This is a genomic window from Kocuria rosea (genome assembly GCF_006094695.1).
GTDB lineage: Bacteria > Actinomycetota > Actinomycetes > Actinomycetales > Micrococcaceae > Kocuria > Kocuria rosea.
Window position 1 is genome coordinate 3,520,436 of record NZ_CP035103.1, and the last position, 14,432, is coordinate 3,534,867.

Annotated in this window: 13 protein-coding genes; 7 read left to right on the forward strand and 6 right to left on the reverse strand. The window is 74.6% G+C overall.

What is annotated here, in order from left to right:
• Positions 1–52 precede the first annotated feature (52 nt).
• A complete protein-coding gene (locus EQG70_RS16090; protein WP_109268347.1) occupies positions 53–1,015 on the forward strand; it encodes a DMT family transporter in 963 nt (320 codons plus the stop codon).
• Between the two features lie 210 nt (positions 1,016–1,225).
• Here the strand turns inward: EQG70_RS16090 and EQG70_RS16095 are convergent, their stop codons facing one another.
• Positions 1,226–2,806 (reverse strand): alpha/beta hydrolase, encoded by a 1,581-nt coding sequence (locus tag EQG70_RS16095; protein ID WP_109268348.1) that lies wholly within the window; start codon positions 2,804–2,806, stop codon positions 1,226–1,228.
• Between the two features lie 190 nt (positions 2,807–2,996).
• A complete protein-coding gene (locus EQG70_RS16100) occupies positions 2,997–4,457 on the reverse strand; it encodes an MFS transporter (protein WP_109268349.1) in 1,461 nt (486 codons plus the stop codon).
• Between the two features lie 230 nt (positions 4,458–4,687).
• Here EQG70_RS16100 and EQG70_RS16105 point away from each other — a divergent pair, with 230 nt between their 5' ends.
• Positions 4,688–5,614 (forward strand): DUF5996 family protein, encoded by a 927-nt coding sequence (locus tag EQG70_RS16105; RefSeq protein ID WP_095650270.1) that lies wholly within the window; start codon positions 4,688–4,690, stop codon positions 5,612–5,614.
• A 7-nt stretch (positions 5,615–5,621) separates the two neighbouring features.
• Here EQG70_RS16105 and EQG70_RS16110 read toward each other — a convergent pair whose 3' ends face one another.
• Complete coding sequence (locus EQG70_RS16110; RefSeq protein WP_109268350.1) at positions 5,622–6,059, reverse strand: GNAT family acetyltransferase; 438 nt, start codon at positions 6,057–6,059, stop codon at positions 5,622–5,624.
• A 130-nt stretch (positions 6,060–6,189) separates the two neighbouring features.
• On the opposite strand from EQG70_RS16110, the gene EQG70_RS16115 reads away from it, so the two are divergent.
• Positions 6,190–6,804 (forward strand): hypothetical protein, encoded by a 615-nt coding sequence (locus EQG70_RS16115; protein ID WP_017834686.1) that lies wholly within the window; start codon positions 6,190–6,192, stop codon positions 6,802–6,804.
• Positions 6,801–8,399 carry a GMC family oxidoreductase gene (locus EQG70_RS16120; protein ID WP_109268351.1) on the forward strand — a complete coding sequence of 533 codons (1,599 nt, stop codon included), beginning with the start codon at positions 6,801–6,803 and terminating at the stop codon, positions 8,397–8,399. Before EQG70_RS16115 ends, EQG70_RS16120 begins: the two co-directional genes overlap by 4 nt.
• A 22-nt stretch (positions 8,400–8,421) precedes the next feature.
• Here EQG70_RS16120 and EQG70_RS16125 read toward each other — a convergent pair whose 3' ends face one another.
• Together EQG70_RS16125 and EQG70_RS16130 are read right to left on the reverse strand one after the other, a co-directional pair.
• Positions 8,422–9,219 carry an IclR family transcriptional regulator gene (locus EQG70_RS16125; protein WP_017834684.1) on the reverse strand — a complete coding sequence of 266 codons (798 nt, stop codon included), beginning with the start codon at positions 9,217–9,219 and terminating at the stop codon, positions 8,422–8,424.
• An 82-nt stretch (positions 9,220–9,301) separates the two neighbouring features.
• Entirely contained in the window at positions 9,302–9,622 is a 321-nt protein-coding gene (locus tag EQG70_RS16130) for a putative quinol monooxygenase (protein WP_017834683.1), read from the reverse strand.
• 136 nt (positions 9,623–9,758) lie between these two features.
• Here EQG70_RS16130 and EQG70_RS16135 point away from each other — a divergent pair, with 136 nt between their 5' ends.
• Genes EQG70_RS16135 through EQG70_RS16145 form a run of 3 tightly spaced genes read left to right on the forward strand, consistent with a single transcriptional unit; the run spans position 9,759 to position 13,008 of the window.
• Positions 9,759–10,142, forward strand: a complete 384-nt coding sequence (locus EQG70_RS16135) for an avidin-fold protein (protein WP_017834682.1) — start codon at positions 9,759–9,761, stop codon at positions 10,140–10,142.
• A 45-nt stretch (positions 10,143–10,187) separates the two neighbouring features.
• Positions 10,188–10,898 (forward strand): FadR/GntR family transcriptional regulator, encoded by a 711-nt coding sequence (locus EQG70_RS16140; protein ID WP_109268352.1) that lies wholly within the window; start codon positions 10,188–10,190, stop codon positions 10,896–10,898.
• A gap of 7 nt (positions 10,899–10,905) precedes the next feature.
• Complete coding sequence (locus EQG70_RS16145; protein ID WP_109268353.1) at positions 10,906–13,008, forward strand: bifunctional anthranilate synthase component I family protein/class IV aminotransferase; 2,103 nt, start codon at positions 10,906–10,908, stop codon at positions 13,006–13,008.
• Here the strand turns inward: EQG70_RS16145 and ligM are convergent.
• The gene (ligM, locus tag EQG70_RS16150) at positions 13,005–14,414 is read right to left on the reverse strand and encodes a vanillate/3-O-methylgallate O-demethylase (protein ID WP_109268354.1); all 1,410 of its coding nucleotides are present in this window, start codon (positions 14,412–14,414) and stop codon (positions 13,005–13,007) included. The genes EQG70_RS16145 and ligM overlap by 4 nt on opposite strands.
• Positions 14,415–14,432: the final 18 nt, after the last annotated feature.

Genomic DNA, 14,432 nt, shown 5'->3' on the forward strand with positions numbered 1-14,432 from the left:
GATCGGGGCATCCTGCCCCGGACGGGGCGCGGAGCGGATCGGAGGTGCGCCGGTGGACCACGCCCCGGCCGGTCGTGCCCGGCTGATCCTCCTGGGCGCCGTGGCGCCGGTCGTGTGGGGGACCACCTACGTGGTCACCACCGAGCTGCTGCCGCCGGACCGGCCCATGACCGCCTCCCTCCTGCGGGCCCTCCCCGCCGGGCTGCTGCTGCTCGCCCTGACCCGGCAGCGGCCGCCGCGGGACTGGTGGGGACGGTTCGCGGTGCTCGCGCTGCTCAACTTCGGGGCGTTCTTCCCCCTGCTGTTCCTCGGCGCCTACCGCCTGCCGGGCGGTCTCGCCGCGGTCGTGGGCTCCGCCCAGCCCCTGGTCGCAGCGCTCCTGCTGCTGCTGGCCTTCCGGCAGCGCACGCCGCTGCCCCGGATGCTGTGGGCCCTCGCCGCAGTGGCGGGCGTGTCCGTGGCCGTGTTCGCCGGGACCGTCATCCTGGACGCACTCGGGCTCGCCGCGGCCTTCGCCGGAACCGCGGTCATGGCCGCCGGGGTGGTCCTGACCCGCAGGTGGGGTCTGCCCGACGGCATGAGCGGGCTCGCGGCGACCGGCTGGCAGCTGACCCTGGGCGGTCTGATGATCACCCCGCTCGTGCCCCTGCTGGACACCGGTGCCTTTTTCCTGGACCTGCCGGCCGTGCTCGGCTACGCCTGGCTGGCGCTGCCCGGCGGCGCCATTGCCTACGCCGCGTGGTTCCACGCCGGCCGGCGCGTGCCGGCCACGAGCCTGACCCTGCTGATCCCGCTGACGCCGGTGACGGCCGCGGTCCTGGGTCTCCTGCTGCTGGACGAGACGCTCACGGGCCTCCAGGCCGCGGGCTTCGGCCTGGCCCTCGTCGCGTCCCTGGCGGGACAGCTGCCGGGGCTGCCCCGCGCCGGGCTCCGCCGCGGGGACGCCGGCCGGTCCCGCCCGGGCGGAGACGGACCACACCGCAGCGGCCGCGGAGCCCGTCACGGTTCTTCATGAGCTGCCGCCGGACGTCCTGCCGGTCGATCGGCGGCGGCGGTCCGCGCCGGTTCGCACGCGGTCGGGAAAATCAAGGGGTGATCCGTGACCGGCGTCTCAGTAGGATGGGGCGAGGCCGCCGGATCTTCCTGATTTCCCTGGTGGCTGGGCCGGTGCGGGGGCGATCTCGTACCGGCCGCTTTCTGCCCGCTCCGCCGCGGGCCCTCCGGCTCAGCAGATCCGCTCCTCCGCGGGCAGCACGCCCTCGAGGAGATGAGCGGTGACCGTCTCGTCGATGCACCGGTTGCCGCTTGCGTAGGATCCGTGCCCCTCGCCCACCCGGGTCAGCAGGTGCCCGCCCTCGAGCTGCTCGGCCAGCGCCTGCGACCACGCGTAGGGCGTGGCCGGGTCCCCCGTGCCGCCGACCACCAGGATGGGCCCGGCACCGGCGGCGTCGATCGGGGCGGGCACGCCGACGGGCTCGTGCGGCCAGGCCCCGCAGGTGACCTCCCCGTGGCTGAACCAGTCGCCGAGGGTCGGGGACGCCTCCTGCAGCTGCGCGTCCAGCGCCGCCATCGCGGCGGGGTCGTCGTCCTCGGGACGGTCGAGGCAGTCGATGGCGATGTTCGCCTCGAAGGAGTTGGCGTAGGTGCCGTCGGGTCCCCGGCCGTACGCCAGATCCGCGAGGAGCATCAGTCCTGACCCGTCCCCGTGCTCCGTGGCCAGCGTGAGGGACTGGGTCAGGAACCACCAGATGCGCGGATCGTAGAGCGGTTTGATGAGCCCGCTGACCGCATTGTCCACGGTGAGCGGCCGACCGTCGGCGGTCGGCAGCGGCTGCGCCTCGGCCTGCCGGAGCAGGGCCTCGATCTCGGCCAGCCCCTCGTCGACGGTCCCCTCGAACGGGCACCCGTCCTGCGGGAGGCAGGTCTCGACGTACACGCGCAGGGCACGTTCGAAGCCGGCGGCCTGGCCGAGGATCAGCCCGGAGCCGTCGAGGGAGGGGTCCATGGCCGCGTCGAGGACGAACCGTCCCGTCCGCTCGGGGAAGAGGTCGGCGTATGTGGCGCCGAGCAGGGTGCCGTAGGAGTAGCCGAGGTAGTCGAGTTCGTCGTCGCCGAGCACCGCCCGCAGGATGTCCAGGTCCCGGGCGGCGCTGACCGTGTCGACCTCGCCGAGCAGCGGGCCGGTGTTCGCCGCGCACGCCGCGGCGAACCGTTCGGCCGCCGCGACGGCCTGGGCCAGGCCCTCCGGGGTGTCGGGGTCGACCGTGGTGGCCCGGCTCGCGTCCATGGCGGCGTCGTCGAGGCACTCCACCGCGGTGGAGCTGCCCACTCCCCGCGGGTCGAAGCCCACGATGTCGTACGCGGCGCGGACCTGCGGGTCCAGACCCGCCGCCCACGCCTCGATCGAAGCCGTCCCGGAACCGCCCGGGCCGCCGAAGTTGACGAGCAGGGAGCCCTGCCGGGCGGCGGGGTCGGTGCTCGGCACCCGGGTGACCGCCAGCTGGATCTGCCCTGCGGCCGGGTTCTCGTGGTCGAGCGGCACCTGCACCAGGGCGCACTGCGCCGCCGCCCCGCACGGGGTCCAGGCCGGCTGCTGGGCGTAGAACTCCTCGAGCCCGGGCGGCACCTGGGCGGTGACGAGGACGCCGGGCGCCGGTGCGGCGACCGTGGCCGTCCCGGTCGCCGGAGCGGTCGCCAGGAGCACGGCCAGGGCCAGCGCGGAGCCCGCTCGGCGCGTGCGCCGGCGCCTCCGGTCGCGGGCACCGGGGCCGGAGTCGGGGCGGTGGTCGTTCTCGGGAGCACGCATGGCTCACCACTGCTTTCGGTCGGACCGGCCGGACGCCGGTGCGCGAGCACGAGCGCGGACGCGCACGTCATGACCCCTGCCACCGGCCTCGCGGCCCGCCAGGCCCTCGGACGCCCCCGCGCCCCGCAGCCTCCGCACCCCACCGCCGTGCCACCAGGGGCTTCAGGCTAGGATCGCGCCGATCGGGCGGTCAAGGATGTGTCGTGGCGCGAAGGCCTCCCGGGCCGCCCCGCGCCCCGGGCGGGCGGAGGACCACGGCGGACAGCAGCCCGCCCGCCGCGAGCAGGCCCGCGCACAGCGCCATGACCACGGGGAACCCCGCACGGAGCCGGGCCGGGTCGGTGAGACCGGTCTCCCCGAGCCCGCCCACCAGCGGGATCGCCGCGACCGCGAGCAGGCCCGCCGTGCGCGCCACGGCGTTGTTGACCCCGCTGGCCAGCCCGGCCTGCTCCGTGGGCAGCGCGCCGAGGACCGTGGCGGTCAGCGGCGTGACCAGCAGGGTCAGTCCGGCGCCGAACACCGCGGCCGGGACCAGCACCTCCAGGAGGTAGTGGGCCCCGGGTCCCGCCCGCCCCAGCAGGAGCACCCCGAGCGCGGCGATCAGCGGACCGGCCGTCATCGGCACTCGCGGACCCACCCGGTGCACCAGGGCCCCGGCGGACGGCGAGAGCAGCAGCATCAGGACGGTGACGGGCAGCAGGGACAGCCCGGCGGCCACGGGCGAGAACCCGGCCCCCACCTGGAGGGCGACGACGAGGACGAAGAAGACCGAGCCCAGGCCGGCGTAGACCACGAAGGTGATGACGTTCGCCGCCACGAACAGGCGCCGGCGGAACAGGGCGGGCGGCAGCAGCGGGGACCTCGCACGCCGCTCCCGGAGCAGGAACGCCGCCAGCAGGACGGCCCCGGCGGCGAGCGCCCCGCTCGCCGCCGGCACCGACGGGTCGTCGCCGGACGCCGCGGTCAGCCCGAGCGTCAGCGCCCCGAGACCGGCCACCAGCAGCGCCGCGCCGGGCACGTCCAGCTGCGGGCACGCCGCCGGGTTCCTCGACTCGGGGACGTGCCGGCGGGCGATCAGCGCCACGGCGAGCGCCACCGGGAGGTTGACCAGGAACACCCACCGCCACGAGGTGGTCTGGACCAGCCAGCCGCCCGCGAACGGCCCCACGGCCGAGGCCACCCCCGTGAGCCCGGACCAGGCGCCGATGGCGCGGGCACGGTGCTCCGGGGCGAAGGAGGCCTGCAGGATCGCGAGCGCGGTCGGCACCAGGAGGGCGCCGCCGATCCCCTGGACGGCCCGCGCGGCGACGAGGACGGTGACGTCCGGGGCCAGGCCGCACAGCGCGGAGGCCCCGGCGAAGCAGCCGACGCCGATCAGGAAGATCCGGCGCCGGCCGTACCGGTCCCCCAGCGAGCCGCCGAGCAGGACCAGGGCGGCCAGGGTCAGCGTGTACCCGTTGACCACCCAGGTCAGACCGGTGCTCCCCGCACCCAGATCGGCGGCGACGGACGGCAGGGCGATGCTCACCACCGTCGTGTCGATGAACGTCAGGGCCGAGCCGAGCACGGTGGCGGCCAGCACCCACCGGGCCCGCCGCTCGCCCCAGGCCAGCGGCTCGGACGGAGGGCCGTCGCCGGAGGATCGCACCATGGGCAGCTCGTTCCTCCTCGGTACCGGGGTCGGTCCCGGGGTCGGTCCCGGGGTCGGGCACGAGGTCGGGCACGGGGTCGGGCACGGGGCCCCGCCGGACCACCCCCGCGCCGTCACCGGATCGTTCCCGCCCAGTGTCCCACCGGGAGGACCCCCGGTCCCGTGCCCGCGGCCCGGGCACCCTGGACGGACCGCCCGGTGGGGCAGCACACTGGGGCGCAGGAGGCACCATGACCCACGTCGCGTTCCCCGAGATGCCCTACGAGTCCTGGCGGGACACCCTGGACACCCTCCACCGGTTCGCGCAGGTGGTCGGCAAGGTGCGGCTGGCGTCCGCGCCGCGGCGCAACCACTGGTGGAACGTGCCGTTCCACCTGACCGGCCGCGGCATCACCACCCGTCCCATGGGACGGGACCCGGTCTTCGCCGTCGACCTCGACCTCCTGGACCACCGCCTCGACGTGAGCACCGCCGCCGGGGCCCGGCACTCCTTCGCCCTGCCGGGGCTGTCCGTCGCCGAGTTCCACGCCCGGGTCCTGCACGCCCTGGAGGCGGTGGGGGTGGAGGTGACGATCGCCCGTCCCCACCCGTTCGACCTGCCCGACTCCGGGCGCCCGTTCGGCGCCGACACCGAGCACGCCGCCTACGACACCGCCGCCGTCACCCGCTACTGGCAGGTCCTCGGCCAGGTGAACCTGCTGCTGGAGGAGTTCGCGGCCGGCTGGTCCGGGAAGACCAGCCCCGTGCACCACTTCTGGCACACGTTCGACATCGCCGTGACCCGCTTCGCGGACCGCTTCGTGGATCCCCCGCCCGGCACGGACCCCGTCACCCGGGAGGCCTACTCCCGGGAGGTCATCAGCTCCGGGTTCTGGTTCGGGGACCCCTCGTTCCCGGAACCGGCCTTCTACTCCTACACCGCCCCGGAGCCCGACGGGCTGGCCGGTGAGCCCCTGCGGCCGGCCGCCGCGTCCTGGCGCGAGCGCGGCGGCAGCCACCTCGCGGTCCTGCGCTACGACGACGTGCGGGCGCTGCCCGATCCGCACGGCGCCGTCCTGGAGTTCTGGGACAGCGCCTACCGGGCGGGGGCGCGCCGCAGCGCCTGGGACTTCGCCCGCTACGACTGCCCCCAGGGCGTCACCGACCCTCTGCGCTGAGCCGGGCTCAGCCGCTCTGCCGGGCCTGCCGCTCGGAGTCGAAGAACTTCCCGAGCACCACGGTGTCCTGGACGGCGTAGCCCATCCGCTCGTAGAACTCCCGGGTCCCCGTGTTCGTGCTGCGCACCATGAGCTGCATCTTCGGGATGCCGCGCCCGGCCACCCACCCCTCGGCGGCGGCCATCAGCTCGCGGCCGAGCCCCTGGCCCCGGCGGGACGGGTGCACGGCCACGTAGTACACCCACCCCCGGTGGCCGTCGTGGCCCACCATGGCGGTGCCGGCGAGACGCCCCTCCTCGACGGCGGCCAGGACGGTGGAGGTCGGGCCGGCGAGCGCCCGGTCCAGGTCCGCCCGCGGGTCGTTCCAGGGGCGGGTCAGCCCCGCCTCCTCCCACAGGGACACGGCGTCCTCGTGCAGGTGCTCCGGCAGTCGTTCGACGATCACACGGCCTCCTTCGGTCGGCCCATGCTCTCACGGGCGCCGATTCTCGTCCTGCGATAACGGACCTGGCCCGCGGACGTGCGCTGGCTCACACTCTGAGACACACCCGTCACCGCCGACGAGGAGGAGACCCATGGTCTATCCCGCGAAGTACTCCGCTCTCAACGCCCTCGCCCTGACGGACGAGGCGAAGCGCACCCTCACCCGCGTCATCCGGGTGGCGTTCCCCCACCCCCGGATCCCCGACGGCCCGTACGAACGGATGGCGGAGAAGATCGCCGCCGAGGCCGAGGACTCCACGTGGTTCCGGATGGCCCTGACCCAGGGGCTGCTGACCCTGAACTCGCTCAGCGACGCACCGTTCGTGGAGCTGTCCGACGACGCCGCGCTGAAGGTGCTCAAGCGGATCGCCGACCTCGAGTTCTTCGGCTTCATCCGCCGCACCACCGTGCTGCACCTCTACGACGACCACGAGGTGTGGGAGGCCCTGGGCTACGAGGGCGAGTCCTTCTCGAAGGGCGGCTACCTGCACCGCGGCTTCGACGACCTCGACTGGCTGCCCGACCCGCGCGTCGAGGAGTCCGAGGAGGAGCTGGCCGAGTGCGGGCCCCTCGGCTACCCGGTGGCGACCGCGGCCCCCAAGGAGGGGTGGAACCTGGACCAGCAGGGCGCCTCCGAGACCACCGAGCAGCCCTTCAGCGACCTCTTCAAGGGGTCGGACGTCATCGAGCACGGGGAGACCGCATGACCACCACGCCCCAGGACCAGCAGCGCGCCGCACGGATCGAGCTCGACGACGACTCCGCCGTCGTCGTCATCGGCTCCGGAGCCGGCGGAGGCACCCTCGCCCACGAGCTCACGGAGAAGGGCGTCAAGGTGGTGCTCCTCGAGGCCGGGCCGCACCTGACCAGCGAGGACTGGGTCAACGACGAGTGGGAGGCCTTCCACCAGATGGCCTGGCTGGACCCGCGCACCACCACGGGGTCGTGGCGGATCGCCCGGGACTTCCCCAACCTCCCGGCGTGGATCGTCAAGGCCGTCGGCGGGACCACCACCCACTGGTCCGGGGCCACGCCCCGGTTCAAGGCCCACGAGTTCCGCACGCGCAGCGTCTACGGGCGCGTCGACGGCGCCAACCTCCTGGACTGGCCGATCGGCCTGGAGGACCTCGCCCCGTACTACGACCGGGCCGAGCAGAAGATCGGCAGCACCCACCGCCACGGCCGGCCGCCGCTGCCCGCGAACAACAACTACAAGGTGCTCGCCGCGGGCGCGCAGAAGCTCGGCTACCGGCACTACGCGACCGGCCCCTACGGGACCAACGCGGAGCCCTACGACGGGCGGCCGGCGTCCGTCCAGGACGGGTTCAACTTCCAGGGCGACAAGAACCGCTCGAAGTGGTCCACGCTCGTCTCGGAGATCCCCAAGGCCCTGCGCACCGGGAACCTCGACCTGCGTCCGGACTGCCACGCCGTGCAGATCACCCACACGGAGAAGGGCCTGGTCGACAGCGTGCTCTACGTCGACGGCGAGGGCCGGGTCCAGCGGCAGCGGGCACGGCTGGTGGCGGTGGCGTGCAACGCGATCGAGACGCCCCGGCTGCTCATGCTCTCCGGCTCCCCGCTGTTCCCGGACGGGCTCGCGAACTCCTCCGGGCAGCTGGGCCGCAACTACATGCGGCACACCACGGGCTCGATCTACGCGCAGTTCGACCGGCCGGTGCACATGTACCGGGGCGAGACGATGGCCGGGCTCGTGGCGGACGAGTCCCGGCACGACGTCGACCGCGGCTTCGCCGGGGGCTACTACATGGAGACGATCTCCCTGGGCCCCGCCTTCCTCGCCAGCTTCGTGGACCCCGGCTCCTGGGGGCCGGAGTTCACGGCCCTGCTGGACGGCTACGAGAACACCGCCGGGATGTGGGTGGTGGGCGAGGACATGCCGCAGGAGAGCAACCGGGTGACCCTCAACTCCTCCGTGACGGACCACCTGGGACTGCCCGTGCCCAACGTGCACTTCGACGACCACCCGAACGACGTGGCGATGCGCAACCACGGCTATCAGCAGGCGTCCCTGCTCTACGAGTCCGTGGGCGCGACCTCCGTGCACCACACGCCGCCCTACCCGTCGACGCACAACATGGGCACGGCCCGGATGAGCGAGCGCCCCGAGGACGGGGTGACCAACGCGTTCGGCCAGACCCACGACGTGCCGAACCTGTTCGTCGCGGACGGCTCGCTGTTCACGACCGGCGCGGCGGCGAACCCGACGCTGACGATCGTGGCCCTGGCAACCCGGCAGGCGGACTACATCGCCGAGCAGCTGGCGGGACGCCACCTGTAGCCGCTGGCCGGCGGAGGGCTGCTCAGCCGGTCGCGGACCGGACCGGGCAGCCCTCCGCGGCGCGCAGGGCCCGTCCCACCCGGTCCGCGGCGTCCCGCAGGACCGGCGCGATCGCCCGGTGCCGCCGCTCGAAGTCGGTGGGCCGCAGGGACACGGCCACGGAGCCCAGGGTGCGCCCGGCGGAGTCGACCACCGGCGCGGCCAGGCACGAGGCGCCGGGCACGAACTCCTCGCGCTCCACGGCGACGCCCTCCGCGCGCACCCGCCCGAGCTCGCGCCCCAGCTCGTCCGGCGTGGTGAGCGTGCGGTCCGTCAGGGGGCGCATCCCGTGGCGGCCGAGGTAGTCCGCCACCTCGTCGTCGTCCATGCGGGAGAGCAGGATCTTGCCGAAGGCCGTGGCGTGCGCGCCGCCCGTGAAGCCGAAGTCCATGGGGTCGATGCGCGGCCGGCGCGGGGAGTCGACCACGTGCGCCACCACCACGGCGTCGCCGCGGTAGACCGCGAAGTACGCGGCGGCGTCGGCGCTCCCGTGCAGCTCCCGCACCGCGCGCTGCACGGTGGCGGGGGTCGCGACCTGCTGGCGCAGCGAGGCGTCGAGCGCGTGCAGCTTGTAGCCCAGGCCGTAGCGGCGCTGGTCCCGGAGGTGCACCACGTGCTCGGAGGCCACGAGCGTCTGCAGCAGCCGGTAGACCGAGGGCAGCGGCATCCCGAGCTCGGTGCTGATGTCCTTGGCCGTGGCGCCGCGGGGGTCCCGCGCGACCACGTCCAGGAGGGCGAAGGCTTTCTGGACGGAGGCCATGCCGGTGTCGCGTGCGGTCATGCCTCACATTGTGGCGTGCCGGGTTTCACATGCCAACAGCCCGGGAGCCTCGCTCCCGGGCCGGCGGCGCGCCGTCGGACGGTCAGCCGACCGTGATCTCCCCCATCCGGTTCCAGCCCGAGGCGGAGATCTGCTCGCTGATGATCTGCGGGGTCTCCACGAGCGCCTGGGGCGCCTCCGCCGTGAACTTCCTGAAGTGGTCGCTGTTCACGTGCGGGCCCGCGCCGTCGTCCGCGAAGGCCTCGACGAGCACGAACTCGTGCGGGTCCTCCACGCTGCGGGACCAGTCGAACCACAGGTTGCCCGGCTCCGCGCGGGTGGCCTCGGTGAACTCCTTCGAGAACTCGACCCAGCGGTCGGCCCACTCCGGCTTCACCTTGAACTTGACGACGATGAAGATCATCCCTGCTCCCCTCTCGCGGACGTCCCGGTTCACCCCGGGACTCTCGGTGCCAGTGTCGCGGCCCGTGGAAGGGCCCGCCAAGGGAGGTTATCGCGGACCGATAACGACGGCGCCCGGCGCACCGTACGGTGGACCCATGACCGATCTGCACCGCACCCCGCCGACCGCGCCGGACGCCGTGGACCTCGACGGGAGGACGTTCGTGGGCGTGTCCAACGCCGCCGACGGGGACGTCGGCTCCGACACGGTCTTCGACTACCACCAGGAGGACGACCTCGTGTGGGCCGAGTACGCGGGCGGCTCGGTGCGCCGGGGCTTCCTCGTCGGCACGCGCGCCGGGGACGGGCTGAGCTTCCGCTACTCGCACCTGGACCGTGCCGGGGAGACCGCCGGCGGGGCGTGCACGTCCCGCATCGAGGTGCTCGGGGACGGCAGGGTGCGCCTGCACGAGACCTGGGCCTGGGAGTCCCGGGCGGGCACGGGGCGCAGCGTGGTCGAGGAGGTCGGCCGCCGGCCCTGACGCCCCGGGCTGCGGGGGCCGCTCCCGGGGTGGGATCATGTCCCCATGAGCCGCAACCTCACCTCCACCCTCGTGGACGACCTCCGGGCGCGCATCGTGGACGGGCGCATCTCCCCCGGCGAGCGCCTGCCCAGCGAGAGCACCCTGATCGCGGAGCACGGGGTCAGCCGCACGGTGGTGCGCGAGGCCGTCGCCCGGCTGCAGGCGGAGGGACTCGTGCACACCCGGCGGGGCAGCGGAAGCTTCGTGCTGACCGCTCCGGCCGCGCCCGGCGGGACGAGCCGGCCGGTGCGGACCCTGCAGGACCGGCGCCGCCTGCTGGCCTTCCGCACCGGGGTCGAGTCCGAGGCCGCGGCGCTGGCGGCCACGGCGCGGGAGGAGCACCAGCTCGCCCGGATGGAGGACGCCCTGGCGCGGTCCGAGGAGGAGGTCGACAACCCGGCCGCGTCCCTGGAGAACGACTTCGAGTTCCACCGGACCGTGGCGGAGGCCAGCGGGAACCCGTACTACGTGGACGCCCTGACCGGCCTCGGGCCCGCCATGATCACCATGCCGCCGCGCCGGCTGGACGGCGCCCCCGGCGGTGGGCGCGCGGCCCGGGTCGCCGCCGAGCACCGGTCGGTCCTGGACGCGATCCGGGCCCGCGACCCGCTCGCCGCGTCGGCGGCGATGCGCGCGCACCTGGCGAACTCCCGGTGGCGGCTCGAGGCGGAGGCGGGCGACGGGCCGTCCGCGGCCGCCCCGGGGAACGGCTGAGGCGGCCGTGACGACGCAGGAGGTCCTCACCGGGGTCCGCCTGTCCCCGGTGCAGATGCTGCGGGCCCTGCGGGACCAGCCCGGGTTGGTGGGGCTGTTCGGCGACTGGTCCGGCGGCGACACCGTGATCGGTGTGCGGCCGCTCCGGGTGCTGGGCGCCGGCGAGGACCCCTTCGCGGCCCTGGACGCCCGGGTCCCGATTCCGGGCACCCCGCTGCCGGATGCCGCCCCGGAGGGGGATCCCCCGCCGGACGACCCCCAGGAGGCGGCCTTCGGCGGCGGCTGGATCGGCTACCTCGGCTACCAGCTGGCCCGGCGCCTCGAGCGGCTCCCCGCCGCCCCGCCGCGCCCCGCGCGGCTGCCGGACCACCACCTCGGGTACTACGACCACGTCCTGCGCCACCGCGCCGCGGACGGCGCCTGGGTGCTCGAGTGGCTGCCGGGCACGGACCCGGCCCGGGTGGCGGCCGCGCGGGAGCTCGCCCGCACGGCGCAGGACGCCCCGCACGCACCGGCGCCCTACCGGTGCGGGCCCTTCACGGCCGACGCCTCGGCCGCCGCGCACGCCGCCGCCGTGACCGCGGTGCTGGGCCGCATCCGCGACGGCGACGTCTTCCAGACCAACGTCTGCCGCGGTCTCGAGGCGGGTTTCCGGGGCGACCCGCTGGACCTGTTCTGCGCCGGCCAGGAGGCCCTGGCCCCGCGCTTCGCCGCGTTCCTGCGTCTCCCGGAGGGGGCCGCGGTGGCGAGCCTGTCCCCGGAGCTGTTCCTGCGCCGCACCGGGCGCACGGTCCTGACGTCCCCGATCAAGGGCACCGCACCGGCCGCGAGCGACCCCGCGGCGCTGCACGGCTCGGCGAAGAACCGGGCGGAGAACGTCATGATCGTGGACCTGATGCGCAACGACCTCTCCCGGGCGTGCGTGCCCGGGTCGGTGCGCGCCCCGGCCACGCCCCGGGTCGAGCCGCACACCGGGGTCCACCACCTGGTGGCGGACGTGCACGGGCGGCTGCCCGCGGGGCTGGGGGACGGGGCGCTGCTGCGGGCCACGTTCCCCCCGGGGTCCTGCACGGGTGCGCCCAAGATCCGGGCCATGGAGATCGTCAACGCGCTCGAGCCCGCGGCCCGCGAGGTCTACACGGGGGCGATCGGCCGCGCGGGCCCGGCCGGTCTGGTGCTCAACGTGGCGATCCGCACCTTCGAGTTCACCGGCGACCGGGTCCGGCTCGGGGTGGGCGGCGGGATCGTGGCCGACTCCGACCCCGCGGACGAGGCGCACGAGACGCTCGTGAAGGCGGTGCCCCTGCTCGACGCCGTCGGGGCCGTGCTGGACGAGGACCTCCGGCGGGACTGGGACGGGCACCGGCCCGCGACCGTGCTCGAGCTCCTCCCGGCGCTGCCGGTCCTCCCGCCGGCCCGGGAGGAGGGGGTGTTCACCACGCTGCTCGTGCGCGAGGGCGCGCCCGTGGACCTCGAGGCCCACCTCGCCCGGCTCGGCGCCAGCTGCCTCGCCTGCTGCGGCGCGGCCCTGCCCGCGGGCGTCCGCGGCGAGGTGCTGGACCGGGCCGCCGCGCTGCCCGGTCCGCACCGGCTGCGGATCACGGCCGTGCCCGCCCCGGGGGGCGCCGTGACCGTGACGGTTACCGCCACGGCCCTCCCCCCGGAGCCGGTGCCGCCGTGGCGGCTCGTCCCCGTCCGGCTGCCCGGCGGCCTCGGGGGGCACAAGTGGGCGGACCGCCGGGTGCTCGCCCACGAGCCGGTCCCCGGGCTGTGGTCGCGCAGCTGCGACCCGCTGCTCGTGGACGCGGACGGCATGCTCCTGGAGACGGGCCGGGCGAACGTCTTCGTCGTCGTCGACGGCGCCGTGCTCACCCCGCCCGCGGACGGCCGGATCCTGCCCGGGGTGGTGCGCGCCCGCGTGCTGGCGGCGCTGCGCGCCGCCGGCACGGACGTCCGCGAGCGCCCGGTCCGGTGGGCGGAGCTCGCCCGCGCCACCGAGGTGTTCGTGACCAACTCGGTGGCGGGCGTGCACCCCGTCGGGGCGGTCGACGGCCTCGGGCGCTGGGACCCCGGGCCCGTGCTGCGCGCCCTCGGACCGCTCCTCGGCTAGCCCTTCGCCGAGGCGGTCCGCCACCCCCCGTGGTAGTCCTTGCGGACCACCTCGGAGTAGGGCACGGGGCTGACCACGGCCCGGACCTCGAGCTGCTCGTGCGGCTCCACGGTGGTCTTGCGGCTGCCGCCGTCCGGCTCGCCCCAGACGACCTTCAGCTCGGTGCCCTCGGGCACGTTCGGGTCGACGGTCGCCAGGGACAGGCCCTTGCGCTCGTTGTAGCTGTAGCCGGTGAACATGGACAGGCCCACCGTGCGGCCGTCGGCGTCGACCACCGCGTCGTAGTTGGACGAGCCGTAGTTGGCCAGGGGCAGGTCGAAGTACTTGTAGTCCGGGCCCTCGGTGTCGAAGAGGGAGGCGAAGATCTTCGTCATGTCCTCGGCGTTCCAGGCCAGGGTCGCCTTCCGGCGCTGGGTCGAGGGGTCGACCTGCTCCAGGGCGTCGCGGCCGATGAAGTCGTGGTCGAACTTCACGAAGGACCCGTAGCCCAGCTCCCACGGCGTGAGGTAGTAGTCCTCGATGTTCTCGGAGACGAAGCTGCCGGCGAGCGCGTTGGTGGCCTCGTAGCTGTCCGCCCCGAGCCACCTCCGGTAGTCCGCCGTGCCCTCCCCGGTGTAGATCGCCGGCAGCGGGGACGGGATCCAGCCCGACTCGAGGGTGTTGGAGGGGTACGCCCGGGCGCCGACGGGCACGATGCCGAACTCGGCGCCGGCCTCCAGGATCGTGGCCCGCACCTGGTCGTAGGACTCGTAGGGGCCCCAGATCTCCAGGCCGGGGGCGCCGGCCATGCCGTGGCGCAGGGTGCGCACCCGGGCGCCGCCCACGCTCATGCGGTCCATCGTGAAGAACTTCAGCTGCTCGAGCGGCCCGCCGTTGAGCTTCTCGATGATCTGCCACGCGTTGGGGCCCTGGATCTGGAAGCGCCAGTACTTCCGGACCACGGGCTTGCCCATCGGGCGGGACGGGGAGCGGCGGTCGACCTCGATGTCGACGTCGTAGCCGCCGGTCTCGCCGTGGTAGAGCAGCCAGTTGGCGGCCGGGGCGCGGCCCACGTAGACGTACTCGTCCTCCTCCTGGTGGAACAGGATGCCGTCGCCGATGACGTGGCCGGCCGGGGTGGTGGGCACGTACTGCTTCGCCTTGTTCACGGGGAACGTCCGCGTGCTGTTGATCGCGGTGTCCGAGATCAGTCGCAGCGCGTCCTTGCCGCGGATGAAGAGGTTGTCCATGTGGTGGGACTGGTCGTAGAGCACGGCGGTCTCCCGCCACGCCTTCTGCTCGCTGCGCCAGTTGTGGAACTCGGGCGCGACCACGGGGTAGACGTACGCGCCGATCTGCGAGTTGCGGAGCAGCTCGACGGTGCCGTTCGAGGCGTCGAGGACGTCCTGGAGAGTGCGGGGTGCCACGGTTGACTCCTTCTCTGC